This window comes from Streptomyces sp. NPDC040405, assembly GCF_055595765.1.
Map to the genome: position 1 here is coordinate 375002 of NZ_JBVIVI010000004.1, position 26377 is coordinate 401378.

Consider the following 26377-nt stretch of genomic DNA (forward strand, 5'->3'; position numbering starts at 1 on the left):
CCTCTCCCCCCCTCCCTCCCCCCCCCCCCCCCTACTCGGGTGGGGCGTTGTCGCTCCCCCCCCCCCCCCCCCCCCCCCCCCCCCCCCCCCGCCGTCAGCCGGTCGGGTTGTGCTTCACCAGGGCGTCGACCAGGCCGGAGGTGGCGTTCGGGAAGTCCATCGGCACGATGCCGAGCCCCGTCCAGCCCTGGCTGCCCGAGCCCTCCAGCAGGGACTTCACCCGCGGGTTGAGCCGGTCCGCGTTGGACCGGGGCGGGAGGAGCGCGGCGGTGCTGACGTAGTTCATGAACAGCTTGCCGGGCTGGGCCACCGCCTTCCGGAACTGCGCCTCGACCTTGGGGTACTTGCCGATCGGCTCCGCCATGTAGTCGTCCTGGATGTCGAACAGCTGCGGATCCGCGTACCGGACGCCCGGCATGTTGCCGGAGTCGCCGAGCAGCACGACCCGGCCACGGGCCTGGCCCAGGGTCGGGAGGGTGGCGTCGAGGCGGAAGAGGGAGCGCCAGCCCTTGTCGTCGAGATAGGTGTCGAAGATCCGCCGGAACTCGGCGGCGCTCTCCTCCGAGTACTCCTGCTTGACGCGCATCAGCACGGTCTCGGACGGATGCGCGGAGAGGAAGGCCCGGCACGCGCCGAGCACATCGTCGAAGTTGAGGTGCTGGTAGTACGCGCCGTGGTGAATCGGGAAGGCGTTCTCGAACGCGCGGCAGCGGATGTCCAGGAAGCGGATGCCGCTGGCCAGCTGGTCGGCGATGGTGGTGTTCTGACACTCGGTCCACGGCCCGCCGTAACGGGCACCGGAGTCGTGTGTTCCGGGCAAGGTCAGCCGCTGGACGGGCGTGGCATCGCCGATGCCGGAAAGCCAGTCCTGCGCGCCCAGCGTCCGCGCGGGTGCGGCGGTCGCGACACCGCCTAACCCGGTGACCACCCCGGCGGTGGACAGTGCGGCCGCGCCCCTGAGAAACCCTCGCCGATCCATACGCATACTCCCATCGCTCACTCGTTCGTACCGTGCGCACGGCATCGAAGCACAAACGAGGGCCGGGGAAAACGGTTGGCGCACGGCTCCTGCCTTGGGGCCTGATGACAAAGGTGGGGGCGGTCGCTGAGTTCTTGTGAGCATGGGCATGGCACGGCCTCGGTGCGGTCCTACGGTCCCCTCATGGACACGAGTCGCAGCAGAGGAAGAACCTCGAAAACCCTGCGCGGGGCCGCGCCCGCGGTGCTGCTCAGCTTGGGGATGGTGATCACGGGAGCGCCGGATGCCCGGGGGGAGGGGGTGCGCAGCGAGACGGGGGTGGTGTCGGCCGGTGCGGTCGGGGGTGTGACCGAGACCGTGGTGCGGGTGAAGGCGCCGTTGCCCGCGTCGTTCGGGGCGCGCCCGGCGGCGTGTGACTGGCTGTCGTATCTGCGCTACCGCGCCGCCGACGGGCCGGAGGACTCGGCCGCCGCGGACCGGATCCTCGTCGCGCAGCCGGGGATCCTGGAGGGGGCCGGGGCGTTCGACAGCGTCGCCCGCAACACCGTGGCGCGTGCCGCGGAGCGGGGCGAACACATCGAGTTCTGGGCGCTGGACCGGCGGTCCAACTGTCTGGAGGACCGCACCGGTATCGCCTCCGGCGACCAGCACGCGGCCGTCGACTACTACTACCGGGGCAAGCCGGTCGACGGCCGCACCTTCGACGGGTACGCCGGGAACAGCGCGCTGAAGTGGATGGCGAAGCTCGGGATCGAGCAGACCGTACGGGACGAATACGACCTGCTGGCCGCCGAGTTGCCGGACCAGAAGGTGCGCAAGCAGAAGGTGTTGTGCGGCGGCCACTCCCTCGGCGGCGTGATCACCGGCTATCTGGCGGCCGCCGACTTCGACGGCAACCCCGCCACCACCGCCGACGCCGGATACAACCAGTGCGCGGGGTACTTCGCGCTCGACACCACCGTGTCCACCTCGCTCGGCGATCTGAGCGGCAGCATCCCCGATGACACCAACCTGCCCGACATCGGCCTCGGTTACGGCGTGGTGCAGGCCGGGCTCGACACCGGCGTGCTGCCGCGTTCGCTGTCCGCGCCCGTGCTGCTCAACCCCGAGACCATGACGCTGCTGGCCATCGCCGGGCTGGGGGCCGTACGGGATCCGGGCGGCGAGGCCGACCTGCCGAGCTATCTGCCCGCGAACGTCAACATCGAGGCGACGAACCGCTTCCTGTTCTCCAAGGACGCCGCCACGTTCCTCACCGGCAAGCCCGCGGTGAAGGACTTCCGGCTCAGCAACGAGGCGGTGCTCGGCGCGCTGATGGACGACCACTCCGTACCGCTGGCGTTCCTCCAGAGCAGCGTGGGGTTCTTCGACGGCGGGCCGGTCGTGGACAAGAACTTCCCCGTCGCCAACGGCGGCGACGCGCGACCGGGGCTCTTCGGTGACGAGTACAAGGCCATCCCGGAGCGGCCCGGCGGGCCGCTCTACACATGGCGGAATTACGACCGCGTGGGCGACCCCGACGACCCCGGGTACCGGTCGGCCGACGGGACGCCGTTCACGGGCGCGGGCAAGGAGGTCACCGACATCCAGGAGCTGGCCCGCAGCCTGGCCCGGCAGCCGCTGGACTTCACCGAGCAGTACTTCCCGACCAAGCTGGTCACTGACCTTCAGTTGGCCACCTCCCCGCAGGTGAAGCGGCTCGTCGTGCACCCCGAGGGGCTCACTGCCAATACAACGCTCACCGTGCTCGCGGGGGACGGACTGCTGGCGGGCCGCATCCCGGCCGACCTCCACCCCGTGGTCGCCGACGGCTACCAGCACCTCGACGTACTGACCGCGGCGCCCACGCAGAACAACGGCCGCCCCGAGCCGGTCTCCACGAACCTCGCGGAGTTCGCCGGGGACCCGCGGTAGCGGCACACGGCAGGCGAAGGGCCCGGGAGGATTCCCGGGCCCTTCTCGTGGTGCGTACGGGGATCAGACCTTGCCCGCGGCGAAGGTGGCCGCCGCGTCGGCGTTCGCGGTGTAGCCGAGGTGGGCTCCCACGTCGAGCCCGCCACTCTGGCAGATCGGGTCGCCCTTGGCGCAGAAGTCGATGGTGCGGCTCTGGTAGGTGCCGGTGACGCTCTTGCCGATGGCGCGGATCGGGTTGCCGAACAGCAGCACGGCGGAGACCTTGGATTCGAGTGCCGCGGGAATAGTGGCCACGATGGGGCTGCCGACCACCGCGCCCGCGCTGCTGATGCCGATCGAGTTGTCGACCACGTTCGCACCCTGCGAATACCCCACCAGCACGAAACGCTGGTTCGGACAGGCCGCCGCCTGGCTCTTGACGTGGTTCACCAGGTCCGCGTTGCCCTGTGCGGCCGAGGTGAGGGAAAGGTCGGCGGGGTAGTTCACCTTGTAGCCGGACAGGGTTTTGCCGGGGATTTTCTTCTGGAGCGCGGAATACACGGGGTCGCCGACGATGAAGCCGAGGTTGCCCGGTTCGAAGGTGCCACGGGCCGCGACGACGTCGATGTCGGTGCAGGCGGCGGCCGTTGCGGTGGGCGCCGAGAGGGTGACCAGTCCGGCCCCGCCGAGCAGCGAGAGCACGGCGAGGCCCAAGCGAATACGCATGGGGGATCCTTTGAGGGTGGGGCGCGTGGAGCGCCTGCGAACAAGGACGTCCCGAAGGTATTCGCGTGAACTGACTCGGTGTTATGAACGGGAATTCAAATATTCCTCGCCTTTTTGTGCGGACGTGAGTCCGGGGCCGAGCGAGGGGCCGAGCGAGGGGAATTCGTTGCGCAGCGCCTCCGCGCGCAGGGCCAGGATGAGGTCCAGACGGCCGCCGGGATCGTGCAGCGCGTCGCCGAAGAGCTTCTCCAGCTGGCGCAGCCGGTAGCGGACCGTCTGCGGGTGGATGTGGAGGCGGGCGGCGACATCGGGCACGTTGCTGCCGCTGAGCAGCCACGCCAGCAGCGTTTCGGCGAGCCGTCCGCGCTGGCCCTCGGCGACCGCGGCGAGGGGAGCGAGGGCCTGTTCCCGCAGCTGGGCGAGCATCGGTTCGTCGCTGTGCAGCAGCAGGGTGGAGAGATGGTCGGCGCAGCGCACCACGCCCTGCCGGGGCAGGATCCCGCGGCCCATCAGGCCGAGGGCCCGGGTGGCCCAGTGCAGCGACCGGGCGGCCTCGGTGAGCGGGACGGTGGGGCCGATCGCGGCCGGGCGGCCGCGCAGCGCGAGGCTGAACGCCCGCCCGCCGAACCCGCCGACGCCGCCGGAGCCCGAGCCACTGGAGCCCGGGCCGCCGGAACCGCCGAAGCCCCCGGAACCGCCGAAGCCGCCCGATCTGCCGGTGCCCTCGGAGCCGCCGAGGCCACCCGAGCCACGGGTGCCACCCGAGCCGGAACCGCCAGAGCCACCAGAGCCCTCGGCCACCGGCACCAGCATCCGCGGCGGCCGCGACTCCATGTCCACCAGCGCCCCCGCCGCCACCAGCGGCCATTCCTCCTCCCGCTGATCCGGCGTGGCCGCGAGCGCGACCACCGCCACGTGCCCCGGCACCGGCCAGCGGGCGGAGTGCGCCAGGTCCTGCACCGCCTCCGGCGCCACCGGCCCCTCGCCCAGCAGCAGTTCGAGCAGTCGGCGGCGGCGCCGCTCCAGCTCGTCGGTGCTGCGCAGCCGGGCCTCCGCGTATCCGGCCGCGGCCGCCTCGGCGACCTCGTGCACCGTACGGAACGCCAGCTCGCCCAGGGCGGCCACGACCGCGGAGTGGAGGCCGAGTTCCTCCGCCGTACGGCCCATCAGCCGCCACGCGTGCAGGCCACCGATCCGCAGCGCGGACTGCAACGCGTCCAGACTGCGGCCCTCCAGCGCCTCGCCGCGCCCGAGTTCGTAGTACGTCGTGGTGATCGAGGTGCCCTGGCCGCGTCCGCGCGGCTCGGCGATGTGGTCGACGAACAGGGTCAGCGCCTGGACGACCCCCGATCTGAGCTGCGCGCGATACGTCCCGTCGGCCGGGCGCGCGTACTCCGGGACCTGTCGGCGCACCTCCTCCTCGACCTCGTCGGCGACCAACTCCAGCTGGTCGCGCAGCAGCTTGGCCAGCTCAGGAGGGACGGGGGCAGCTTCGGGGCCGTCCGGTGCGCTGTGCGGGGTCGGGGCGGCCACGGGGGACCCTCCGTTCAACCGGAAGCGGCTCACCCGCGGGCCGTTGCCCGGCGGGCGCGGGACACGTCCGGGGTTGGACGGAAGTCCCCTGCGCTCCGTTCCGTGCCCCGACGGCACCGGCCTCACTCCGGCACCCCCAGCGCACCGGCGAGCATCGGCCACGACGCGGTGAACTCCTTCTTCCAGTAGGCCCAGCTGTGTCCTCCTCCCGCGTAGTAGTGGGTCGTGACCGGGATACGCAGTAGCGCGAGCCAGTCGGTGAAGGAGTGGGCGGAGGGCCACAGCACGCTCTCCAGCGCCTCGGGCAGCCAGTCGCCGATGCCGCCGATCACTCCGCTGCCGCTGGACACGTACAGCGGTGTGCCGCGCAGCCCCTCGGCGCGGGCCCGCGGGTTGAAGTCGCGCCAGGTGAGCAGGTTCAGGACCGGGCTGCCCCACAGCGAGCGGGGCGGCAGGCTCTCGCGGGCCACGATGGCGTCCATCAGCGCGGGCATGCCGGGCGCCATGGTGTCGAGGGTCCCGCTGTACGAGGCCGCGGCGCCGAACATGCCTGGGTGGCGCGCCGCGTGCGCCATGGCGCCGTAGCCGCCGGTGGACACCCCGGCCACGGCCCGGACGCCGGAGGCCCGCCAGTCGCGCGCGAGCAGCGCGGGGACCTCGGTGAGCTGGAACGTCTCGTAGTCGGGGCCGCTGCGCCACTTGGTGGGAATGCCGGTGGGGCCCGCGTCCGGCATCGCCACGATCAGGTTCCGGCCCTCGGTGAACGCCTCGATGCCGGTCTCCCGGGTCCACGACGTGTAGTCGTCGTGGGCGCCGTGCAGCAGATACAGCACGGGGTACGTCCGCCCGGCCCCGGAATCGAAGCCGGACGGCAGGATCAGCCGTACCGGCGCGCTGCGGCCCAGCGCGGCGGACGGCACCGACAGATCCAGGGTGCGCGGCCCGAGCCGGGTCACGGCCGTGGCGGCCCGCGCGGTGGCGGCGTGCGCGGTGGCGGCGCCGGTCAGGACGGTCAGACCGGCGGCCGCCGCGGCGCGGGCGACGGCGCGCCGGGACACTCCGGTGGTGCGGCGGTGGTGGGACATGGCGGCTCTCCTCGATCAGTTTCGGCGGGGCTCCGCGGCGAGCTGCCGCCGCAGATCGGCGGCGATCTCGTCCACGTACGGCGGGTCGAGCAGCGACAGGTGGTGCCCCGCGACCCGTACGACGGTCAGGCGCGGGCACACCTCGTCCCAGCCCAGCGCCTCGTCGTCCCGCTCGTACGCGGGGTCGCGCACCGTGTGCGGCGCGGGTTCGGCGGCCCGGTAGAGCACCACCCGCCCGTCGTGGCGGCCCGGCCGGTGGGCCTCGCCGATCCTCAGGTCCAGATACGAGGAGCGCTGGTGTTCCAGGGCGGCGGACGGCACATCGGCGGCCTCGCGCAGCGCCCGCAGTACGGTGTCGATGCGCTCGCCGTCGTCGTCCATCGCGGCTAACTCGTCGTACGGAAGCTCCAGTTGGACCCCGTAGGCGTCGGCGACATGGCGGGCGAAGCCCGTGAAGTGGGCGCGGATCCGGTCGGCCGGGGTGTGGCCGGGCCGGGGGAGGGGCCGTACGGAGTCGATGAGCGCCACCAGCGCCACGTCCCGCCCGGCGGCGGTGAGCTGTCGCGCGGTCTCCTGCGCGACGAAGCCGCCGAACGACCAGCCGCCCAGCAGACACGGCCCGTCGGGGTGGGCGGCGGCGATGGCCTCGGCGTAACGGCGCGCCTTCTGGGCCACCGTACGGGCCTCCTCGATCCGCTCCAGCCCGTACACCCGCCGCTCGCCGCCGAGCCGTTCGGCGAGCGCCCGGTAGACGTCGGTCGTGCCGCCCGCGGCGTGTACGAGGAACAGCGGGGGCCGGGAGCCGGTGGCGTGCAGGGTCCGCAGCGGTTGGCCCCGCACGGGCAGCGCCCGCTCGATGCGGGTGGCCGCCTCCTCGACGGTGGCGGCGCCGAGCAGATCGCGCAGCGGCAGCTCGATCGCGAACTCGCGCTCCAGAGCGGTGCGGATGCGGACGGCCATCAGCGAGTCCAGACCGAGCTGGGCGAGGGCGGTGGCCGGTGTGACGCGGGTGGGCGGGTGGCCGGTGACGGCGGCGATGTGGTGGCACACCCGGGCGGCGACGGAGGTGTCCTCCGCCACGGACACGTCTTGCACCGGTGTTTCCGCCGCGCCCGTACGCCCGTCCGTCCACCAGTGCCGTACATGCCGCCAGCGCGGCGCGGGCAGGTCGATGACGCGCCCGGGCGGCGGCGGCAGCGTCAAGCCCGCGGCGTACAGGGCGCCCACCCGGGTGAGGAAGTCGGCGGAGCCGTCGGCGTCCCGGTGCAGCGTGCCGAGGGCCAGGGCGCCGGGTGCGGTGTCGGTCAGCGCCCGCGTCAGCACCGGATGCGGCGAGATCTCCACGAACGTGCGGTGGCCATCGGCCGCCGCGGCCGCGATCGCCCGGTCCAGCCGCACGGGCCGCCGCAGGTTCGCGGCCCAGTGGGCGGCATCGAACACGCAGGGGCCACGCGGATCGTCCAGCACGGTGGAGTAGACGGGCACGCGAGGCCCGGCGCCGCGCACATCGGCCAGCGCCTCGGTCAGCTCCGCCAGCAGCGGTTCGACCTGGGGAGAGTGCCCCGCGCCTACCACCCGCATGGCACGCGCGGCCCGCCCTTCCCGCTCCAGCCCGCGCACGAGCCGGGCCACCGCCGATTCCTCGCCGGTGACCACCTTCTGGCCGGGGGAGGAGTGCACGGCGACGTGTACGCCGGGGAAGTCCCGCTCCAGAGCGTCGAGTTCGCCGTCGTCGAGGTCGACCACCGCCATGGCGCCACCGCTCAGCCCACTGAGCAGCCGGGCCCGTACGGCGACCACCCGGGCCGCGTCCGCCACCTCCAGCGCGCCCGCGCACACCGCGGCGGCCACCTCGCCCATGGAGTGCCCCACGACCGCCGCGGGTTCGACACCGTACGCACGCCACAGCTCGGCGAGCGCCACCTGCAGGCCGAACAGTACGGGCTGCGCCACCTCCAGACGGTCGAGGCCGCCACCGGACGCCAGATGGTCGTACAGGGACAGCCCGCACTCCGGCGCGAGCTGCGCGTCGAGCTTTTCCACGGCCGCGGCGAAGGCGGGCTCCTCGGCCAGCAGCCGGCGCCCCATCCCGGGCCACTGGCTGCCGTACCCGGAGAACACCCACACCGGCCCGCGCCCGACCACATCCCGGTCGTCGGACACGACCCGCGCATGCGCCCGCCCCATCGCCAACGCGCCCATAGCGTCGGCGAGTTCACCCCGGTCGCGAGCGACGACCGCCGCGCGCACGGGCCCACGGCCACTGCGCCCGGCGAGGGTACGCGCCACGTCGCCGAGGCGCGCGGCGCCTCCCGCGGACGTACGAAGCCAGGCGGCAAGCCGCCCCGCGGTGTCCCGGAGCCGCGCGCTGTCGACGTCGGAGAGGAAATGGAGGCGCGCGGCCGCCACATCGGCTGGGGGTGCTACCTCGGTTGGGGGTGTCACCGTGGCCGCGGCCGTCACCTCGTCCGAGGGCGCCACGTCGGCCAGTGGCGCCACCTTGGCTGGGGCCGTCACGTCGGCTGGGGGTGCTACCTCGGTTGGGGGTGTCACCTTGGCCGAGGGCGCCACCTCGTCCGAGGGCACCAACCCGGCCGGGACCGTCACCATGGCCAGGGGCACCACCTCGACTGGGGGCGTCACTCCGGCCGATGGCGCCGCGTCGGCCGGGGGCGCTTCCCCTTCGGTTGGGGGCGTCACCTTGGCCGAGGGCGCCACCTTGGGCGGGGGCGTCACGTCGTGCGAGGGCCTCACCTCGGCCAGGGGCGCTACCTCGTCCGTGGCCGCCGCGTCGTCCGGGGGCGCCAACCTGGCCGGGATCGTCACCATGGCCAGGGGCGCCACGTCGTCTGAGGGCGCTACTCCGGCCGGGGGCGCTTCCTCCTCGGTTGGAGATGTCACCTTGGCCCGGGACGGTGGCAGCGGGGCGTGTTCGCCACGTCCCGCCGGGTCCGCGACGGCTGGCACGCTGCCCCGGCTACCGCCGGGCGGCGTTGCCGGGCTCGTCCGTCCAGGCCAGCCCCCGCCAGGGAGTTGCCCGGCCTCTGCGGGGTGCCCCGGCGAGACGTACCCCAGGCCCGGGCGCCATTCCTCCAGCACCGCGTGGGCGTTGGTGCCGCCGAAGCCGAACCCGGAGACCCCGGCGGTGGCCGTACCGCCGTACCGGGGCCATGGCTCGGGCTCCGTCACGACGCGCAGCCGTACGTCGTCCAGCGCGCTGCCCGCGCCGCAGTGCAGCGACGGCGGAACCACGTCGTGGTGGAGTGCGAGCACCGTCTTCACCAGACCGGCGATGCCCGCGGCGGACTCCAGATGGCCCAGGTTGCCCTTGACGGAACCGAGCAGCAGCGGCTGGTCCGGGTCGCGGCCCGCGCCGAGGACGGCGCCGAGCGCGCCCGCCTCGATCGGGTCGCCTAGCGGGGTGCCCGTGCCGTGCGCCTCGACGTGGTCGATGTGGGCCGGGGCGAGCCCGGCCCGGGCGTACGCGGCCGTCAGCAGGGCCCGCTGGGCGGCCGGGTTGGGGGCCAGGAGGCCGTTGGAACGGCCGTCGGAATTGACGGCCGTGGCGCGGATGACGGCGAGTACGCGGTCCCCGTCCCGCTCGGCGTCGGACAGCCGCTTCAGCAGCACGGCCGCGCACCCCTCGCCCCGCCCGATGCCGTCGGCCGCCGCCGAGAACGGCTTGCACCGGCCGTCCGGGGCGAGCGCCCCCGCCCGCCGGAACGCGACGCTGACGGTGGGGGAGAGCAGCAGGTTGACCCCGGCGGCGATGGCCGTGTCGCTCTCGCCCGTGCGCAGGCTGACGCAGGCGTGGTGGACGGCGACCAGCGACGACGAGCAGGCCGTGTCGACGGCCATGCTCGGCCCGCGCGCGTCCAGGACGTACGACAGACGGCCCGCGGCGACGCTCAGCGCCCCACCGGCCGGTGCCCAGGGATCGACGGCCGCCGGATCGGCGCCGGTGAGCTGCCCGTACTCGGGCGCGGAGACCCCGACGAACACGCCGGTGGCGGTGGCGGCCAGCGACGCGGCGGGGACGGCGGCGTGGTCGAGCGCCTCGTGGACGACTTCCAGAAGGATCCGCTGCTGCGGGTCCATCACGGCGGCCTCGCGCGGGGTGATGCGGAAGAAGTCCGCGTCGAACCCGGCGATGTCGTCCAGATAGCCGCCGTACGAGGGCGCGTCGGCGGGCGGGAACGCGGTGAAGTCGCGCCACCGGTCCTCCGGGACGCGCCGGATCGCGTCGGCGCCCTCGCTCAGCAGCCGCCAGTAGTCGTCCGGGCCGTGCACACCGCCGGGCAGTCGGCAGCCGACCCCGATGACCGCGACCGGATCGCCGGACGAGGGCTGGGGAGCCTCGATGGCCGCCGAAGGGACATCCGCATCGCACAGCCGCGCCACCAGCGCATCCCCGGTGGGCGCCTCCCACAGCAGGGTCGCGGGCAGCTCACGGCCCGTCGCGCGGGACAGCTCCCCGGCCAGGACGACCGCGTCCCGGGAGGACATGCCGAGGTCCGCCAGCGGCCGGTCCATCGGCACGTCCCCGGCCGCCATGCCCCGCCAGAGCGCCACCTGCTCGGCGACGAGACGGCGCAGCGCACCCTCCCCCACGCGCCTCATCGGGCAGCCTCCGGCGCGTACGCACCCGCCAGATAGCGTGCGCGGGTCAGCGCCCGCGACACCTTGCCGCTGGACGTACGCGGCACCGTGCCCGGCGGTACGAGGACGACGTCGGCGAGCCGCAGCCCGTGCCGGGACGAGACGGCCGCGCGCACCTCCCGCGCCAGGGCCGGTACGTCGATCGCGTCCAGCGCCGTGTTCCGTACGTGCTCCGCCACCACGATCACTCGCTCACCGGAGGCGTCCGGCACGCCGAAGGCGGCGAGCCGGTCGCGCCGCACGGCCGGATGCGCGTCCTGGACCGTGGCCTCGACGTCCTGCGGGTAGTGGTTGCGGCCGTCCACCACGATGAGGTCCTTCAGCCGCCCGGTGACGATCAGCTGGCCGTCCAGAACCGTCCCCAGATCGCCCGTACGCAGCCAGCCGCCGCCCGTTTCAGCCGTCTCGTCGGCGAACGTGGCGCCGAAGACCTGTCGGCTCTGCCGGTCCCGATTACGGTAGCCGTGCCCCACGTTGGGGCCACGCACCCAGATCTCGCCGACCTCGCCGTCGCCCAGCGCGGCACGGGACACCGGATCGGCGATCCGTACCCGCTGGCCCGCCGGAGTGCCGCACCCGGCCAGCATCACGGCCGTCGGATCGTCGGGCCGCGCGGGCAGCGCCTTCCCGGTGGCGAGCGCGTCACGGTCGAGCGCGAACCGGTGCAGCGGCTCCCCGGGCCGGGCCGCGCTGACGAAGACGGTCGCCTCGGCGAGCCCGTACGACGGGCAGTGGGTGTCCGGTACGAGCCCCTGGGCGGCGAAGGCTTCGTGGAAGCGGTCGGCCGTGCCGGGGCGTACCGGCTCGCTGCCGTTGATCAGCGCGGCGATGCCGTCCAGCCGCAGGCCCGCCTTCTGCGCCTCGCTGACGGCCGAGACGCAGTAGTCGTACGCGAAGTTGGGCGCGGCGCTCAGCGCGCGCGGGTGCGCGGCCAGCAGCCGCAGCCAGCGCACCGGCTCGTGCAGGAACGCGACCGGGTCCATGAGCACCGACAGCAGACCCCGGACCACGGGGGCGGCGACGCTCAGGACGAGCCCCATGTCGTGGTACAGCGGCAGCCAGCCCACGCAGGTCACCGGGTGGGTGTCGGCGCCGTAGGCGGTCAGCGCCTGGTGGGCGTTGGCGACGACATTGGCATGGGTGATTTCCACGCCGGCCGGAACCCGGGTCGAGCCGGAGGTGTATTGGAGGTAGGCGACCGCCGAGTCGTCCGGAGCGACCGGACACCAGCCGTCGGCCGCGTCGTCGGGCACCTGGTCGGCGGCGATGACAGGAAGGGACCGACCCGTGCAGAACTCCGTTACGTCCTCCAGCGCGCGGCCCGTCGTCACGACGACCGCGGGGCACGCGTCCGCCAGCACGGCCGACAGCCGGTTGCCGTGCCCCGGCAGATCCGGCGGATACAGGGGTACGGCGACCAGCCCGGCGGCGAGCGCCGCCAGGAAGGCCGTGACGTACTCCGTCCCCTGCGGGCACAGCAGCGCCACCCGCGCCCCGGGTTCGGCCTCCGCGGCGAGCCGCGCGGCCACCGCCCGGACCCGCAGGTCCAGGCGCCGCCAGGTCAGCGTGCGGTGGACGCCGCGCGAGTCGGGTGCGGGATGCTCGACGAAGGTGAACGCCCGGCGGTCGGGGGTGGTCTCGGCCCAGTGCCGTACGTACTCCGGCAGGCTCGCGTACGGGGGCACACTGCGGAACGCGTCCATCGGGCATGGCTCCTCACGTCAACGTCATGGGATGGACTTGCGGGGGGCGGGGACGGGGGCGGACCGGTCAGAGCGGGATGTTGCCGTGCCTGCGCTCCGGCATAGGGGCCCGCTTGCCGCGCAGCGCGCGCAGGGCTCGGCAGACGTGGGAGCGGGTGTCGCGCGGGGCGATCACGGCGTCGACGTAACCGCGCTCGGCGGCGAGGTACGGCGTCCCGTACGTGCTCTCGTACGTGGCGACGAGGCGGGCCCGCAGCGCGTCGGGGTCGTCCGCGGCGGCGAGTTCACGCCGGTGGAGGACGCCCACCGCGCCCTCGGCGCCCATGACGGCGATGCGCGCGGTGGGCCAGGCGAGGTTGATGTCGGCGCCCAGATGCTTGGAGCCCATCACCGCGTACCCGCCGCCGTACGCCTTGCGCACCACCACCGTGACCTTCGGGACGGTCGCCTCGGCGTAGGCGTACAGCAGTTTGGCGCCCCGCCGGATGATCCCGGCCTGTTCCTGGCGGACGCCGGAGAGGTAGCCGGGGACGTCGGCGAAGGTCAGCAGCGGAATGCCGAAGGCATCGCAGAACCGTACGAAGCGCGCGGCCTTCTCGGAGGCGTCGATGTCCAGCACACCGGCGGCGTGCAGCGGCTGATTCGCCACGACCCCCACCGGGCAGCCCTCCATGAGGGCCAGCGCGCAGACGATGTTCGGCGCGAACAGCTCCTGGATCTCCAGCAGTTCGCCGCCGTCCACGACCGCGCGCAGGACGTCCCGCATGTCGTACGCCTGCCCGAGCCGGTCCGGCACGATCTCGTCGAGACAGGTCCCGGCGGGCGGCGCCACGGGCGCCACGGGTGCGTACCGCGGGGGCCGCTCCAGATTGTTGGCGGGCAGGTACGACAGCAGATCGCGCACGGTGCCGAGCGCGGTCACCTCGTCGGCGGCGAGGAAGTGGGCGTTGCCGTTGACGGTGTTGCTGGTGCGGGCGCCGCCCAGGTCCTCGGCGGTGGTGCGCTCACCGGTGACCGTCTCGATGACATCGGGCCCGGTGACGAACATCTGCGAGGCACCGTCCACCATCACGGTGAAGTCGGTGATGGCCGGGGAGTACGCGGCGCCGCCCGCGCACGGCCCCAGGACGACCGAGAGCTGCGGGATCACCCCGGACGCCCGTACGTTGCGGCGCACCAGCTCGGCGTAGAGCGCGAGCGAGGCCACCCCCTCCTGGATGCGGGCGCCACCGCCGTCGTTGAGCCCGATGACCGGACAGCCGGTCTTCAGGGCGAGATCCATCAGCGCGACGGTCTTCTCGCCGAACGCCTCGCCCATGCTGCCGCCGAACACCGTGGAGTCCTGCGCGAACACGCAGACCGGGCGGCCGTCGACCGTGCCGTGGCCGGTGACCACCCCGTCGCCGTACGGGCGGGGGCCGCCGCCCCCGGTGGGCCGGGCCCGCACGAACAGGCCGGTCTCGATGAACGACCCCGCGTCCAGCAGCAGGTCGATCCGCTCCCGGGCGCCGTACTCGCCCCGTCTTCGCGGCCCGCCCGGAGCGGCCGCCAGCTTCCTGCGGCCTTCCAGGTCGAGGATGCGGTCGGATGTTCGGGATGTCGTCGCCTCTAGCGTCACTGCCACCTCCGAAGGGGCCTTCGAATATGGCAGTGACGGAGGGGTGGACCGGGGCTATCGCCGTCGCGTGTGGCCGAGGTGAGTCCCGCGGGGCCGGGGTTCGTGCGGGGATGACAACGGCCCGGGCGGTCCGGGCGGCCCGGGCGTGCTCAGAGCCAGTCGCGCCGCTTGAAGATGACGTACAGGCTGACGCACACCACCGCCATCAGCAGCAGCGCGAACGGGTAGCCCAGCACCCAGTGCAGCTCCGGCATGTGCGTGAAGTTCATGCCGTAGATGGTGCCGACCAGGGTCGGGGCGAAGAGGATGGCCGCCCATGCGGAGATCTTCTTGACCTCCTCGTTCTGCTCGAAGCCCGCCTCGGCCAGCGCCCTCATCTCGGCGTTCTGCTGCTGGGTGACCAGGGTGGCGTTGACCGCGAGGATGTCGGTGAGGGCCGAGCGGAAGCCGTCCACGCGCTCGCTGGTGTGGGTGACGTGGTCGGCGACGTCCCGCAGATAGCGCTGCAGCTCCTCGTCGGTGCCGTACTTGTCGAAACCGGCCATCAGGCCGCGCAGCATCCCCACCAGCGGGCGGGTCGCGCGCTGGAACTCGACCATCTCGCGGGAGAGTTCGTAGATGCGGCGCGACGCCGCGGGGTCGCCGCGGAAGACCTCGGTCTCGATCTCGTCGATGTCGTTCTGCACGCCCGCCACGACCGGGGCGTAGCCGTCCACCACCGCGTCCAGGATCGCGTACAGCACGGCCTCCGGGCCGAGGGCCAGCAGCTCGGGAGCCGACTCCATCCGGGCGCGCACCGCGGACAGGTCCGGCGCGGCGCCGTGCCGGACGGTGATGACGAAGTCGGGGCCGACGAAGACGTGCAGCTCGCCGAAGTCCACCTCCTCGACCGCGTCGAGGTAGCGGGCCGCGCGCAGCACGACGAACAGCGTCTCGCCGTAGCGCTCCAGCTTGGGCCGCTGATGCGCCTCCATCGCGTCCTCGATGGCCAGCTTGTGCAGGTCGAATTCCTCGGCGACCGACAGCAGCTCCGCCTCGGTCGGCCGGTACAGCCCGATCCACGCGATCCCGCCCGGCTCCTCGCGCAGCCGCCGGAAGGTGGCCGCCAGCCCGTCCGGCGTGCCCACCCGGTGGCCGTCGCGGTAGACGGCCGCGTCCACCACGCTCTGCTCGTCGGCGACGGGAGTGCCGTCGACCGCCTCGGGCGCGGTCTCGTCGGCGCCCGGCGAGTGCGCCGCCCCGCCCCCGGAGCGCGACCCGTGACCCGCCGCGCGCGCGGCCGCGGGCCGCAGCCAGGGGTACTTCTTCAGCGGGCGCGGGGTGTGGGAACGGCGCTCGGACATGAGGGGTCCTTTACGGGTAGCTGCGCCGGGCAGTCGGCGCTGGGCGGGGCATCCGTGCACACCGCGGGACGCCGCCCCCGCGCTCAGCGCGGCCGGGGCGGAGTGGCGGCTCGCGGCATACGACTGGGAGGTTCGCTGGTCATGTGGACCGACCACCTCCTTGTCGCGGCGGCGCCGTGGGCGCCCTGAGCACGGACCACTGGCCTCAGAGCAGGATATCCCCGGATATGCCCAGCCCGCGGTCCGGGGCACCACACACCGCCCCCCCCCCGCCCGCCGCCCCGGTGCCCCCGCCCCGGCTCCGTCCCCGGCCCGGCCGTGCCACCCGCCCCGGATCCGCTTCCCAGCCCAGAGCGGCCGGGCCTGGATCCGCCACCCGGCCTGGTCGCGCTGCCGCCATGCCGCTGCCGCGCTGCCGTCGTGCTGCCCGGCCCGGTGGTGCCGCCTGCGCTGCCCCCGGTGGTGCTGCCTGGCGGTCGTGCTGTCTGCCCCGGGTCCGCCGCTCGGCTCGGCTGTGCAGCCGCCATGCCGCTGCAGCCGCGCTGCCGTCGTGCCGTCGACAGACTGCCCGCCGTCCGGTCCGGTCGCGCTGCCGTCGTGACGTCGCCGCGTTGCCGTCATGTCGTCATCGTGCTGCGGCGCCGCCGCCGCGCTGCCGTCCGCCCGTCCGCCCGTCCGGCCTGGCTGGGCTGCCCCCGGCTACCCGCTCCTCTGCCCGGTGGTGCTGCCGTCAGGTTGCCTACCGCCCGGACCCGTCGTGCCGCCGCAGTACGCCGCCCGCCGCGCTGCCGCCCCGCCGCTCGCGCCATCGTCGTGGCGTTGCCCGGCCTGGCTGGGCTGCCGTCGGGCTGCCCAGCCCGGCCCGGTTGCGTTGCTGTCGTGCTGCCGCCGCCCGCCGCCCGCCGCCCGCCGCCCGCCGTCCGCCGTGCCGCTGTCGCGCTGCCGTCGGGCTGCGGTTGTGCCGCCGTCCGGCTGCCCGCCGCCGTCCTGCTGCCATGCCGCCAGGTCGTCGATACGCGCGGGCGCGTGCTCCTGGCGTACCAACGGGCGTTTGCCTACGATTGTTGGCATGAACGATCCCGGGCCCGGGGCCTGTCCCTCCGGTGGCGAAGCCCGCCTGGTGGGTGCCCGGAGCGCTGACCGGACCCGTGCCGCCATCCTCCGCGCCGCCCGTGCGCGCTTCGCGCGGCAGGGCTACGAGTGCACCACCATCCGCGCCGTCGCCGCCGACGCGGCCATCGACGCCTCGATGGTCATGCGCTACTTCGGCAGCAAGGAGAAGCTCTTCGACGCGGCGCTCACCATCGACCTGCGGCTGCCCGACCTCACCGCCGTGCCCCGCGACGACCTCGCGCAGGTCCTCGTACGCCACTTCCTCGACCGCTGGGAGGGCGACCCCGCCGACGACGCGCTGCTCGTCCTGCTGCGCTCCGCCGTCACCAACGAGCGGGCCGCCGAGCGGCTGCGGGCGATCTTCGCCGGGCAGGTCGCGCCCGCCCTCGGCGAGGCCGTCGACGCGCGCCGCGCCGGGCTGCTCTCCGCCCAGCTGCTCGGCCTCGCCCTCACCCGCTATCTGCTGCGCGCCCCGGGCGTGGCCGCACTCACGCCGGACGAGGTCGCCGAGCTGTACGCCCCGGCCCTCGCCGCGGTCCTGCCGTAGCCGCCCCGCCGACAAGACCACCGCACCATGCGATCCCTACGGCAACAGCCCCGCGCGCCGGGCCTCCACCACCGCGTGCAGGCGGGTGTGCGCTCCCAACTTGCGCATGCACGACCGCAGGTAGCTCTTCACCGTCTCCGGCCGCAGCCCCAGCCGGTCGGCCGCCGCCGAGTTCGTCGCGCCCGCGGCCACACAGGCCAGGACGTCCACCTCGCGCGGGGACAGCTGCACGCCTCCGCCGGGGGACGCGGGGGCGCGCTCGCCGCCCGACGAGGCGCGGGCGCGGGCCAGGCGGCCGCAGGCGGTCAGGATCTCCGCCCGCAGCTGCGCGTCGGCCACCCGGTGGGCCAGGGCCCGCAGATCGACGTGGGCCTGGCGGACCTCTTCCCAGACCGCAGGGTCCGGCCCGGTCTCCGGCCCAGCCCCCGGCACCGGCTGCCGCGCGACCGTCATCAGCCGCCGCGCCTCGTCCTGCGCGGCGAGGGACCGTTCCAGCTCGCGGGCGGCCTCCAGCGCCGCGCTCAGGGCGCGGTCGCCGAGGATCAGCGGCTGCCGCAGCGCCCCGTACAGAAGGCCGCGCACCCGGCCCCGGACGACCACCGGGACGGCCATCATCGAGCGCAGCCCCTCGGCGCGGACCATGCCGTCGTATTCATGGCTGATCGCCCGCGACACGGGGTAGTCGATCACGGATATCGGCCGGGGCAGGGTCAGAACCTTGCCGCCGAGCCCGTTGCCCGCCGCGATGGCGAGCCCGTGCAAGGAGTCCGTGGTGGTTCCGGTGAGTTCGGAGATGCGGAACTGCTGTGCGTCGGAGAACAGTCCGCCGAAGGCGACCGGCAACCCGCCCAGTCGGCGTATCCGCAGCAGTGCTGCCCGTACGTCGACGGCACGCTCCGATTCCGTCACGGTCGCCTCCCCGAAACGCCGCCACCCCCGCCCGGGGGTGGTGAGACACAGATCACCCGTCGCACGATGCTAACGAGCGGCACGTCAAATCAGGAGGAAGAAGTGACAGCAATGAGCCCTTCGCACGAATTCCGCGCGGCACGGGACTTTCTTCTCGACCGCCGGGAGGACTACGCGGCGGCGTACGAAGGGTTCACCTGGCCCCGCCCGGACCGCTTCAACTGGGCCCTGGACTGGTTCGACCCGATCGCGCACGGCAACGGACGCACCGCTCTGCACATCGTGGAGGAGGACGGCCGGGAGACCCGGCTGAGCTTCGACGCGATGCGCCGCCGCTCCGACCGGGCCGCCAACTGGCTGCGCGCGCGGGGCGTGCGCGTCGGGGACCGGATCGTGGTCATGCTCGGCAACCAGCGGGAGCTGTGGGAGACGGCGCTGGCGGCGATGAAGCTGCGCGCCGTCGTCATCCCCGCCACCCCGCTGCTCGGCCCGCTGGACCTCGCGGACCGCATCGGCCGCGGCCGGGCGAAGCACGTGATCGCGCGGGCGGAGGACACCGGCAAGTTCGCGGACGTGGCGGGCGACTACACCCGGATCGCGGTCGGCGGATACGAAGGGGGCGGCACGCCGGACGGCTGGCTGGCGTACGAGGACGCCGGGACGGACACCGTGCCGGACGAGGCGCCGGACGCGGCCACGGCCGCCGCGGACCGCTTCGTACCGGACGGGCCGACCCTGGCCACCGACCCCCTCATGCTCTACTTCACCTCCGGCACCACCGCTCAGCCCAAGCTGGTCGAGCACACCCACATCTCGTACCCCATCGGCCATCTGTCGACGATGTACTGGATCGGCCTCAAGCCAGGGGACGTCCACCTCAACATCTCCTCCCCGGGCTGGGCCAAGCACGCCTGGTCCAACCTCTTCGCGCCCTGGAACGCCGAGGCGACCGTCTTCATCCACAACTACGGCCGCTTCGACGCCACCCGCCTCATGGCCGAGATGGACCGCTGCGGCGTCACCACCTTCTGCGCCCCGCCCACCGTCTGGCGCATGCTCATCCAGGCCGACCTGACCCAGCTGCGGCACCCGCCGCGCGAGGCCGTCGCCGCCGGTGAGCCGCTGAACCCCGAGGTCATCGAGCATGTCCGGCGCGACTGGGGCGTGACGATCCGGGACGGTTTCGGCCAGACCGAGACCGCCGTCCAGGTCGCCAACACCCCCGGTCAGCCGCTCAAGACGGGCTCGATGGGCCGCCCGACCCCCGGCTTCGCCGTCGCCCTCCTCGACCCGGTCACGGGCGAACCCGGCGACGAGGGCGAGATCTGCCTCGACCTGACCGGCCGCCACGGCCGCCCCGTCGGCCTGATGACGGGGTACGAGGGCGACGAGGAGCGCACCGCCGAGGCCACCGCGGGCGGCTACTACCGCACGGGCGACATCGGCTCGCGCGACGCGGACGGCTACATCACCTACATCGGGCGCGCCGACGACGTGTTCAAGGCGTCCGACTACAAGATCTCGCCCTTCGAGCTGGAGAGCGCCCTGCTGGAGCACGAGGCCGTCGCCGAGGCCGCCGTCGTCCCGGCGCCCGATCCGCTGCGGCTGGCCGTGCCGAAGGCGTACATCGTGCTCGCCGAGGGCTGGGAGCCGGGGCCCGAGACGGCGAAGGTGCTGTTCGCGCACTCCAGGGCGGTGCTGGCGCCGTACAAGCGGGTGCGGCGGCTGGAGTTCGCGGAACTGCCCAAGACGGTGTCCGGCAAGATTCGCCGGATCGAACTGCGGGAACGCACGGCGAGTGGAGACGGCGTCGAGTTCCATGAGGGAACCTCATGAACGAGCAGCTCCCACTCATGTGACCCACACGGCATGTGACCGCAAGGAGACACCATGACCGACCCGATCTCCGACGCCCCGCCCCCGGCCCCGGCAGCCCTCTCCTATGCGAGCGGCACCGGGGATCTGCCGCTGCTCGGCGACACCATCGGCGCCAACCTGGCCCGGGCCGTCGAGCGCTACGGCGACCGCGAGGCGCTGGTCGACGTCCCCTCCGGCCGCCGCTGGACGTACGCCGAATTCGGCCGGTCGGTCGAGGCGGTCGCGCTCGGGCTGATGGCCAAGGGCGTCGGCAAGGGCGACCGGGTCGGTATCTGGGCGGTCAACTGCCCCGAATGGGTGCTGGTGCAGTACGCCACCGCCCGCATCGGCGCCATCATGGTCAACGTCAACCCCGCCTACCGCGTCCATGAGCTGCGGTACGTCCTGCGGCAGGCCGGGGTGTCGGTCCTGGTGTCGTCCATCGAGCACAAGGACAGCGACTACCGCCGCATGGTCGAGCAGGTGCGCGCCGAATGCCCCGCCCTGCGCGACGTCGTCTACATCGGCGACCGCACCTGGGACGGGCTGGTGCGCGCGGGCGAGGCGGTCCCGGCCGGGAAGCTGGCCGCGCGCGAGGCCCGGCTGTCCTGCGACGACCCGGTCAACATCCAGTACACCTCGGGCACCACCGGCTTCCCCAAGGGCGCCACCCTCTCCCACCACAACATCCTCAACAACGGATTCTTCGTGGGGGAGACGGTCGGCTACACCGAGCGCGACCGGATCTGTCTGCCGGTGCCGCTCTACCACTGCTTCGGCATGGTCATGGGCGCGCTGGGCGCCACCACCCACGGCGCCTGCGTCGTCCTCCCGGCCCCCACCTTCGAACCGGCCGCCACGCTGTCCGCCGTCGAACAGGAGCGCTGCACCTCGCTGTACGGCGTCCCCACCATGTTCATCGCCGAGCTGGCCCGGCCCGACTTCGCCACCTTCGACCTCTCCTCGCTGCGCACCGGGATCATGGCCGGATCGCCCTGCCCGGTGGAGGTGATGCGGCGGGTGGTCGCCGAGATGCACATGGCCGAGGTGTCCATCTGTTACGGCATGACCGAGACCTCCCCGGTCTCCACCCAGACGCGGCGCGACGACGACCTCGCCCGCCGCACCGGCACGGTCGGCCGGGTGCTGCCGTACGTCGAGGTCAAGGTCATGGACCCGGCCACCGGCCTGACCGTCCCCCGCGGCACCCGGGGTGAACTGTGCACCCGCGGCTACTCGGTGATGCTCGGCTACTGGGAGGAACCGGACCTGACGGCCGAGGCGATCGACCCGGCGGGCTGGATGCACACCGGGGACCTGGCGGTGATGGACGAGGACGGCTACGTCCAGATCGTCGGCCGCATCAAGGACATGATCATCCGCGGCGGGGAGAACGTGTACCCGCGGGAGATCGAGGAGTTCCTGCACACCCACCCCAAGATCGCCGATGTGCAGGTGGTGGGCGTGCCGGACGAGAAGTACGGCGAGGAGATCATGGCCTGCGTGATCCTCCGCGAGGGCGCCACCGCCCTCACCCGCGACGAACTGGCCCGCTTCTGCCGCGGGCGGCTGGCCGCCTTCAAGGTGCCCCGCCATCTGCGCGTCATGGACGCCTTCCCGATGACGGTCAGCGGCAAGGTCCGCAAGGTCGAACTGCGGGAGACGGGCGCCCGCGAACTGTCCGGCGTCCCGGAAACCCGCACCGACCCGGACCGCAGCCAGGCGCACCAGCCCACGCGATGAGACCGTCTATCCGCCCGCGTTCGGGAGACAGCCCTTCACCCCGGACTCGGCGCCCCGGCTGAACGCCGATACGCGCTGCGAGGCGTTGCCGTGGTCGGAGGTGTTCGTCCACGGCGTCGCGTCGGCGAGTGCCGACAGGGCGTCGGCCAGCTCGTCCGTATCGCCGTCCTCGAAGGTCAGTGCCCGGTCGCGGGCCGCGCCGAAGAGGACGGCTCCGGCGAGGCAGTCGGCCTGGAGTTCGCGGGCCAGGTCGACCAGGCCCGCGTCCAGCCGGTTCTGGATGGCGTGCCCCCACTCATGGGCGATGACCAGGTAGACCCAGGCGTCGCCCCGCTGGTGGCCCGCCCGCATCAGGTCCATGTCCCACGCCACGTAGTCGCCGCCCGGGCAGTAGACGGCGTTGTCGTCGGGGAGCGGGCTGCCGCCGCAGGACGGCGCGGTGCCGGAGGCGCCGTCGTACGCGCCCAGGATGCGGGGCGGGCGGTAGGTGCCGGTGAAGAACTCGTTCCAGTGGGTGGACCAGTAGGTGTTGGTGGTGGACACCGCCGCGTTGATGTCCCCCTCCACGCTGTCGCCCGTGCCCGGGTCGGGGACGCCCGGCGAGCTCGCGGGCGGGCTCGTCTCCGACGGCCGCGGCAGCCCGCCGCCGCAGCCGGTGACCGTCAGCAGGGTCAGGACGGTCAGAGCGGTCAGGAAGGACGCCGCGATCCTCGGGCACCACGGAACAGCCATCGCTACGGCCTCCGGCCGGTCGTGAACGGTGGGGGTGGTGCCTCAACCGAAGCGCCCCCCGGTCATGAGCGCAAGTCCAGGCCGGTGGTGAAGGAGCGCACCAGCTCCGCCAGCGCACGCGGGCGCTCGAACGGCATCGCGTGCGTCGCGTCCAGCGTGTGCACCGTGATCCGCGGATGGTCGGCGGCGAGTGCCCCGAGCTCCGCCTCCAGCCCCTTCATGTACGCGGCCATCAGCTCGCCGAACCACGCCAGCTCCGGGCCCTGGTCCACGAGCCGCGCGCCGCGGACGATGAGCATCGGGCGGGCCAGCCGACGGTAGACGGGGAACATGTCCGGCTCGTAGAGCGCGTCCAGCATCTCCACGGCCCGCTCCCGGTCGGGCCGCAGGAACAGCTGTCCGTCGCCGGTCTCGCCGAGCGACCGCTGTATGCCCTCCTCCAGCAGCTCGGGCGCGAAGCCCAGCTGCTCGGCCATGGCGGTCTGTTGGGCGCGCAGGGCCTCCAGTCCCTCGGGCGGGAAGACCTGGCCCGCCGCGGCCCGGGCGAACTCCCGGGCCCGGTCCCGGCCCTCGGCCACGGTCCGCGGGTCGAGCCCGGCGTACTGCTCGGGCCGCCCCATCCCGAAGCCGTCGAGGTTGACCGCGGCGGGGGTGCGCGGATGGGCGTCCGCGTACAGGGCGGCCAGCATGCCGCCGAGCGAATGGCCGACGAGCACGGCCTCCGGTATGCCGCACGCGTCAAGGACGGCCTCGATGTCGCCGAGCGCGGCCGCGGCCGTCCACGGCTCCGCCCCGCGCCCCGAGCGGCCGTGCGCCCGCAGGTCCATCGAGAAGACCCGGTGATCGGCAATCAGATCGTCGGCGATCACCGACCAGTCGGCGAGCGTACGGGTGGCGCCGTGGATCAGCAGGAGCGGGATGCCGCTGCCGCCGTGGTCGCGGACGGCCAGTCGGACGTCGGCACGGTCGACGGTGAGGTCGGTGGGGGAAGACGGCACGGGACAGCGCTCCTTGAGGTCGTGGACGGGATCGAGCACCACGGTAGAGCGCCGGAGCCGGGCGTAGATCATCCGCCGAGAGGAGGCGAACCGGCCCCCGTTCGGGTGACAATGGACGAGGCTCATCCGGCCGGGGGCCCACGCCGGATCAGCATGTCCGCAGGGTCGTTGACGGGCTGTGGGGTGCCGGTCAGATCCATGATGAAGAGCGGAATGTGCAGCGCGTCCGCCCGCGCCCGCGCCTCCCTGGCGTAGCCCGCCAGCGAGAAGAAGACGCTCAGCGCCGATTCGTTGAGCCCGTTCAGCCACAGGCACTCGACCGCGCGCAGCCCGGTGGGGCGGGTGGTCGGATCGACCTGGGCGACGACGCCCTGCCCGTACAGATCCACCCCGGACGCCTCCGGGTCGTCCGGCCGCCGCAGACACCCGAAGCCGAGCCACCGCAGATACTGGGCGGCGGCGGTGACCGCGTCCCGCGCGGTACGGATCGTCACCGGCCGGAACGCCGGACGCGCCGCGGGCTCGCCGCCCTGAGCGCGGTCCGGTACGTCCGGCACCGGCGCGACCGGGACCCGCACGACCGCCCCGCATCCGCAGCCGAACTCCGGCTGCGGCCAGTGGCCCTGGCGCCCGCAGGACGGGCAGTCCACCACCACCCATATGTCCTGCCAGGTGCGGCACTCGATCTCCTCCGCCATGCCGTCGCGCAGCACCGGGAGGGTGAGCGGCGCGCCGCACGAGCACGGGAAGGTGGGCGGAGTGAACGACTGCTCGCGGCGGCACGCGGGGCAGCGCACCGGCACGCTCTCTGTCATCTGACGCTCCGTAGCGGATATCTGCGGTAACGGGGCCATGCTCTACGAAGCCGGGGTGTGACGGGAGGGACTTGGGCGTTCTGCCCACCTCCAGTGGGACGGCCGCGTGAGGCCGGGCTGGACGCTTGGCGGAGAGCGGCCGGAGCGGGCGGCGCGTGAGGGTGGGGACACGCCCTGGGGCTGCCGGAGGCGGGGGCGGGCGCAGTAGGTTGGCCGCGTGAGATTGAGGGTTGAGTTCACCACCGAGCCGTTCGACCTCGACGAGGTGCCGCCGCATGCCGTGGTCGCCCGCGAGGCGGTTCAGGCCGCGCCGCTGGACACCGTCGACGTCGGCCCGTTCGGCAACACCGCGGAGGGCCGGGCGGACGCGGTGCTGGCCGCCGTGGACGACCTGCTGCGCAAGTCTCTGGAGGCGGGCGCCACAAGGGTGTCGCTCCAGGTCAACGTCGTCGCGGAGCCCGACGCGTGACCGGCCCGGCGGACCACCCCTTCGTCTCGGCGGTCCAGCCGCTGGTCGACGCGATGGGCGGCGAGATGATCGCCCCGGACGGGGCCCGGGACGACGACGTGGTGCTGTCCTGGGAGGGCCGCGCGGTGGTGGCTGTACGGCTGCCCGACATCTCGGCGTCCCTCGACCACATCCTCGCCGACCTCCAGCGCCGCCATGGCGTCCCGCTGTCGGCCCTGGACCGCAAGACGAAGCAGGGCATCGTCCGCGCCCTCGAACAGCGCGGCGCCTTCACGGTGCGCCACGGCGTCGAAACGGTCGCGAGCGCGCTCGGCGTCAGCCGCTTCACCGTCTACAACTACCTCAACCGGGAGAAGGGCTCCCAGAACGCGCCCTAGGTGCCTCCGCTGTCCCTACACTGGGTCATCGCGACATCGTATTTCCGGGGGGACTGATGTTCCGACAAGCGGCGCCGACGCCCGCATCGCTCGAATCACTCGAAGAACGGACCGCGCCGGGCAGCGCCTCGCGGACGCGCCGACTGTGCGCCTGGGCGCTTGATTTCACCGTCGTCGGGGCGGTGGCCGTGCTGCTCGGCTGGCTCACCTTCCATCGCATCAGTGCCAAGGCGACCGACGTCACGAGCCTGGCCGGGACGAGCGCGTGGAAGGTCATCACCTCGGAGGGCGACGTGGTGGGGGCGGGCCGGGACGCCGGGGAGTCCCTGTGGCATTTCGCGGTGAACTGCGTCTGGCAGGGCTTCGCGGCGCTGTTCCTGTTCACCTTCGCCTATCACTTCCTCTCCCTCGCCGTGCTGAGCCGCACCCCGGGGCAGGCGTTGACGGCCCTGTCCGTCACACGGCGCGGCAGCGGCGCCCGGCCCGGGCGGAGCCGGGCGGCGGTGCGCGCCACGGTCGTCACCCTGGTCGATGTCGGCTGGTACGGGCTGGCCTGCTGTCTGCTGGCCGGGGGCGAGGTCGTGCTCTCCGTGCTGTGCTGGGTCGTCGCCGTGGCCTTCTTCGCCTGGAACGCGGGGCTGGCGCTGGTGGGCTCCCGAAGGTCGCTGGCCGACCGGCTGGCCGGGGTCACGGTCGCCAGTACGTGGCGCCTGCCCGCAGCGCTCACCCGGATCGGCGGGGCGGTGCGGCGGAGCCAGCCGCTGGACGGACCCGTTTGACCCCGATCAGGGTGCGGTAGCGGGGCCGGGCGGCGAAGGCCGTCAGCGGCCATACGGCGGGGCGTCCCGCCTCCGCGCACAGGTGGAGGACCCGGTCGGGGGCGGCCCAGACGCCGACGTGGGCGCCGTACGCGTCGGCGGCGGCGTTGAAGAACAGCAGGTCGAGGGGGCGGCGGGCCGCCGTGACGCGGACCGTCGCCGCCGTGTCGGCCCACAGGTCGCTGGAGCGCAGGGCGGGCGGCTCCAGACCGAAGTGGCGCAGCACCGCGTACGCGAACAGCTGGCAGTTCGCGCCCTCGGCGAGATCCGGCCGCTCGGTGACCGCCGCGGAGCCGGGGAAGCGCGCGCCGACGTACGGGACGGACCAGAAGCGGTCCGGCAGCTGTGCGGCGAGGTCAGCGGTCATGGATCCATCCTGTCGTGCCGCGGGCGGACCCGGAACCCGCATTTCCGGCCCCTCTTCAACAAAGTGTTGACGTATTCGGGGGAAGCTCCTAGC

Annotated in this window: 21 protein-coding genes; 7 read left to right on the top strand and 14 right to left on the bottom strand. The window is 73.5% G+C overall.

The window, feature by feature from the left end:
* Positions 1 to 94 precede the first annotated feature (94 nt).
* Positions 95 to 979: a phosphatidylinositol-specific phospholipase C gene (locus tag ACZ59A_RS19380; RefSeq protein ID WP_470960208.1), complete on the bottom strand. Its 885-nt coding sequence runs from the start codon at positions 977 to 979 to the stop codon at positions 95 to 97.
* Between the two features lie 183 nt (positions 980 to 1162).
* Between ACZ59A_RS19380 and ACZ59A_RS19385 the strand changes: the two genes are divergently transcribed.
* The gene (locus ACZ59A_RS19385; protein WP_470960210.1) at positions 1163 to 2893 is read left to right on the top strand and encodes a hypothetical protein; all 1731 of its coding nucleotides are present in this window, start codon (positions 1163 to 1165) and stop codon (positions 2891 to 2893) included.
* Positions 2894 to 2956: 63 nt separating this feature from the next.
* On the opposite strand, the gene ACZ59A_RS19390 is transcribed toward ACZ59A_RS19385, so the two are convergent.
* From ACZ59A_RS19390 to ACZ59A_RS19425, 8 genes are all read right to left on the bottom strand, one after another.
* Positions 2957 to 3598 (bottom strand): cutinase family protein, encoded by a 642-nt coding sequence (locus tag ACZ59A_RS19390; RefSeq protein WP_468047473.1) that lies wholly within the window; start codon positions 3596 to 3598, stop codon positions 2957 to 2959.
* 81 nt (positions 3599 to 3679) lie between these two features.
* Entirely contained in the window at positions 3680 to 5131 is a 1452-nt protein-coding gene (locus ACZ59A_RS19395; RefSeq protein ID WP_470960212.1) for a PucR family transcriptional regulator, read from the bottom strand.
* Positions 5132 to 5253: 122 nt separating this feature from the next.
* Positions 5254 to 6216 (bottom strand): alpha/beta hydrolase, encoded by a 963-nt coding sequence (locus ACZ59A_RS19400; RefSeq protein ID WP_470960214.1) that lies wholly within the window; start codon positions 6214 to 6216, stop codon positions 5254 to 5256.
* A gap of 15 nt (positions 6217 to 6231) precedes the next feature.
* Entirely contained in the window at positions 6232 to 10836 is a 4605-nt protein-coding gene (locus ACZ59A_RS19405) for an acyltransferase domain-containing protein (RefSeq protein ID WP_470960216.1), read from the bottom strand.
* On the bottom strand, positions 10833 to 12578 hold the full coding sequence (locus ACZ59A_RS19410) for a fatty acyl-AMP ligase (protein ID WP_470960217.1): 1746 nt from the start codon (positions 12576 to 12578) through the stop codon (positions 10833 to 10835). Before ACZ59A_RS19410 ends, ACZ59A_RS19405 begins: the two co-directional genes overlap by 4 nt.
* Before the next feature lie 67 nt (positions 12579 to 12645).
* On the bottom strand, positions 12646 to 14196 hold the full coding sequence (locus ACZ59A_RS19415; protein WP_470960632.1) for an acyl-CoA carboxylase subunit beta: 1551 nt from the start codon (positions 14194 to 14196) through the stop codon (positions 12646 to 12648).
* Positions 14197 to 14345: 149 nt separating this feature from the next.
* Positions 14346 to 15539, bottom strand: coding sequence for a magnesium and cobalt transport protein CorA (locus ACZ59A_RS19420; protein ID WP_470960219.1), 1194 nt, complete (start codon positions 15537 to 15539; stop codon positions 14346 to 14348).
* A gap of 699 nt (positions 15540 to 16238) precedes the next feature.
* The gene (locus tag ACZ59A_RS19425; protein ID WP_470960221.1) at positions 16239 to 16610 is read right to left on the bottom strand and encodes a hypothetical protein; all 372 of its coding nucleotides are present in this window, start codon (positions 16608 to 16610) and stop codon (positions 16239 to 16241) included.
* Here ACZ59A_RS19425 and ACZ59A_RS19430 point away from each other — a divergent pair.
* On the top strand, positions 16609 to 17199 hold the full coding sequence (locus ACZ59A_RS19430; protein WP_470960223.1) for a TetR/AcrR family transcriptional regulator: 591 nt from the start codon (positions 16609 to 16611) through the stop codon (positions 17197 to 17199). The genes ACZ59A_RS19425 and ACZ59A_RS19430 overlap by 2 nt on opposite strands.
* A 36-nt stretch (positions 17200 to 17235) precedes the next feature.
* Here ACZ59A_RS19430 and ACZ59A_RS19435 read toward each other — a convergent pair whose 3' ends face one another.
* Positions 17236 to 18108 carry a helix-turn-helix transcriptional regulator gene (locus ACZ59A_RS19435; RefSeq protein WP_470960225.1) on the bottom strand — a complete coding sequence of 291 codons (873 nt, stop codon included), beginning with the start codon at positions 18106 to 18108 and terminating at the stop codon, positions 17236 to 17238.
* Between the two features lie 111 nt (positions 18109 to 18219).
* Here ACZ59A_RS19435 and ACZ59A_RS19440 point away from each other — a divergent pair, with 111 nt between their 5' ends.
* Together ACZ59A_RS19440 and ACZ59A_RS19445 are read left to right on the top strand one after the other, a co-directional pair.
* Positions 18220 to 19944, top strand: a complete 1725-nt coding sequence (locus ACZ59A_RS19440; protein WP_470960227.1) for an AMP-binding protein — start codon at positions 18220 to 18222, stop codon at positions 19942 to 19944.
* 54 nt (positions 19945 to 19998) lie between these two features.
* Complete coding sequence (locus tag ACZ59A_RS19445; RefSeq protein WP_470960228.1) at positions 19999 to 21708, top strand: AMP-binding protein; 1710 nt, start codon at positions 19999 to 20001, stop codon at positions 21706 to 21708.
* Positions 21709 to 21714: 6 nt separating this feature from the next.
* Here the strand turns inward: ACZ59A_RS19445 and ACZ59A_RS19450 are convergent, their stop codons facing one another.
* From ACZ59A_RS19450 to ACZ59A_RS19460, 3 genes are all read right to left on the bottom strand, one after another.
* Positions 21715 to 22440: a neutral zinc metallopeptidase gene (locus ACZ59A_RS19450; RefSeq protein ID WP_470960229.1), complete on the bottom strand. Its 726-nt coding sequence runs from the start codon at positions 22438 to 22440 to the stop codon at positions 21715 to 21717.
* 62 nt (positions 22441 to 22502) lie between these two features.
* Positions 22503 to 23438: an alpha/beta fold hydrolase gene (locus tag ACZ59A_RS19455; protein ID WP_470960231.1), complete on the bottom strand. Its 936-nt coding sequence runs from the start codon at positions 23436 to 23438 to the stop codon at positions 22503 to 22505.
* Positions 23439 to 23560: 122 nt separating this feature from the next.
* Positions 23561 to 24253 (bottom strand): hypothetical protein, encoded by a 693-nt coding sequence (locus tag ACZ59A_RS19460; protein WP_470960233.1) that lies wholly within the window; start codon positions 24251 to 24253, stop codon positions 23561 to 23563.
* Positions 24254 to 24470: 217 nt separating this feature from the next.
* Here ACZ59A_RS19460 and ACZ59A_RS19465 point away from each other — a divergent pair, with 217 nt between their 5' ends.
* Genes ACZ59A_RS19465 through ACZ59A_RS19475 form a run of 3 tightly spaced genes read left to right on the top strand, consistent with a single transcriptional unit; the run spans position 24471 to position 25878 of the window.
* Positions 24471 to 24722 (top strand): YkoF family thiamine-binding protein, encoded by a 252-nt coding sequence (locus tag ACZ59A_RS19465; RefSeq protein WP_009714285.1) that lies wholly within the window; start codon positions 24471 to 24473, stop codon positions 24720 to 24722.
* On the top strand, positions 24719 to 25099 hold the full coding sequence (locus tag ACZ59A_RS19470; RefSeq protein ID WP_470960235.1) for a helix-turn-helix domain-containing protein: 381 nt from the start codon (positions 24719 to 24721) through the stop codon (positions 25097 to 25099). The genes ACZ59A_RS19465 and ACZ59A_RS19470 overlap by 4 nt, the downstream gene beginning before the upstream one ends.
* A gap of 56 nt (positions 25100 to 25155) precedes the next feature.
* Positions 25156 to 25878, top strand: a complete 723-nt coding sequence (locus tag ACZ59A_RS19475) for an RDD family protein (RefSeq protein WP_470960237.1) — start codon at positions 25156 to 25158, stop codon at positions 25876 to 25878.
* Here ACZ59A_RS19475 and ACZ59A_RS19480 read toward each other — a convergent pair.
* Complete coding sequence (locus ACZ59A_RS19480) at positions 25823 to 26284, bottom strand: NlpC/P60 family protein (protein ID WP_470960238.1); 462 nt, start codon at positions 26282 to 26284, stop codon at positions 25823 to 25825. The two genes, ACZ59A_RS19475 and ACZ59A_RS19480, sit on opposite strands and share 56 nt — an antisense overlap.
* Between the last annotated feature and the right edge of the window lie 93 nt (positions 26285 to 26377).

What these genes read in the sequence shown, in the direction of transcription:
- ACZ59A_RS19380 (WP_470960208.1), bottom strand. Translation starts at nt 979, where the DNA reads ATGGATCGGCGAGGGTTTCTCAGGGGCGCGGCCGCACTGTCCACCGCC.
- ACZ59A_RS19385 (WP_470960210.1), top strand. Translation starts at nt 1,163, where the DNA reads ATGGACACGAGTCGCAGCAGAGGAAGAACCTCGAAAACCCTGCGCGGG.
- ACZ59A_RS19390 (WP_468047473.1), bottom strand. Translation starts at nt 3,598, where the DNA reads ATGCGTATTCGCTTGGGCCTCGCCGTGCTCTCGCTGCTCGGCGGGGCC.
- ACZ59A_RS19400 (WP_470960214.1), bottom strand. Translation starts at nt 6,216, where the DNA reads ATGTCCCACCACCGCCGCACCACCGGAGTGTCCCGGCGCGCCGTCGCC.
- ACZ59A_RS19405 (WP_470960216.1), bottom strand. Translation starts at nt 10,836, where the DNA reads ATGAGGCGCGTGGGGGAGGGTGCGCTGCGCCGTCTCGTCGCCGAGCAG.
- ACZ59A_RS19410 (WP_470960217.1), bottom strand. Translation starts at nt 12,578, where the DNA reads ATGGACGCGTTCCGCAGTGTGCCCCCGTACGCGAGCCTGCCGGAGTAC.
- ACZ59A_RS19420 (WP_470960219.1), bottom strand. Translation starts at nt 15,539, where the DNA reads ATGTCCGAGCGCCGTTCCCACACCCCGCGCCCGCTGAAGAAGTACCCC.
- ACZ59A_RS19430 (WP_470960223.1), top strand. Translation starts at nt 16,609, where the DNA reads ATGAACGATCCCGGGCCCGGGGCCTGTCCCTCCGGTGGCGAAGCCCGC.
- ACZ59A_RS19425 (WP_470960221.1), bottom strand. Translation starts at nt 16,610, where the DNA reads ATGCCAACAATCGTAGGCAAACGCCCGTTGGTACGCCAGGAGCACGCG.
- ACZ59A_RS19440 (WP_470960227.1), top strand. Translation starts at nt 18,220, where the DNA reads ATGAGCCCTTCGCACGAATTCCGCGCGGCACGGGACTTTCTTCTCGAC.
- ACZ59A_RS19445 (WP_470960228.1), top strand. Translation starts at nt 19,999, where the DNA reads ATGACCGACCCGATCTCCGACGCCCCGCCCCCGGCCCCGGCAGCCCTC.
- ACZ59A_RS19450 (WP_470960229.1), bottom strand. Translation starts at nt 22,440, where the DNA reads ATGGCTGTTCCGTGGTGCCCGAGGATCGCGGCGTCCTTCCTGACCGCT.
- ACZ59A_RS19460 (WP_470960233.1), bottom strand. Translation starts at nt 24,253, where the DNA reads ATGACAGAGAGCGTGCCGGTGCGCTGCCCCGCGTGCCGCCGCGAGCAG.
- ACZ59A_RS19475 (WP_470960237.1), top strand. Translation starts at nt 25,156, where the DNA reads ATGTTCCGACAAGCGGCGCCGACGCCCGCATCGCTCGAATCACTCGAA.
- ACZ59A_RS19480 (WP_470960238.1), bottom strand. Translation starts at nt 26,284, where the DNA reads ATGACCGCTGACCTCGCCGCACAGCTGCCGGACCGCTTCTGGTCCGTC.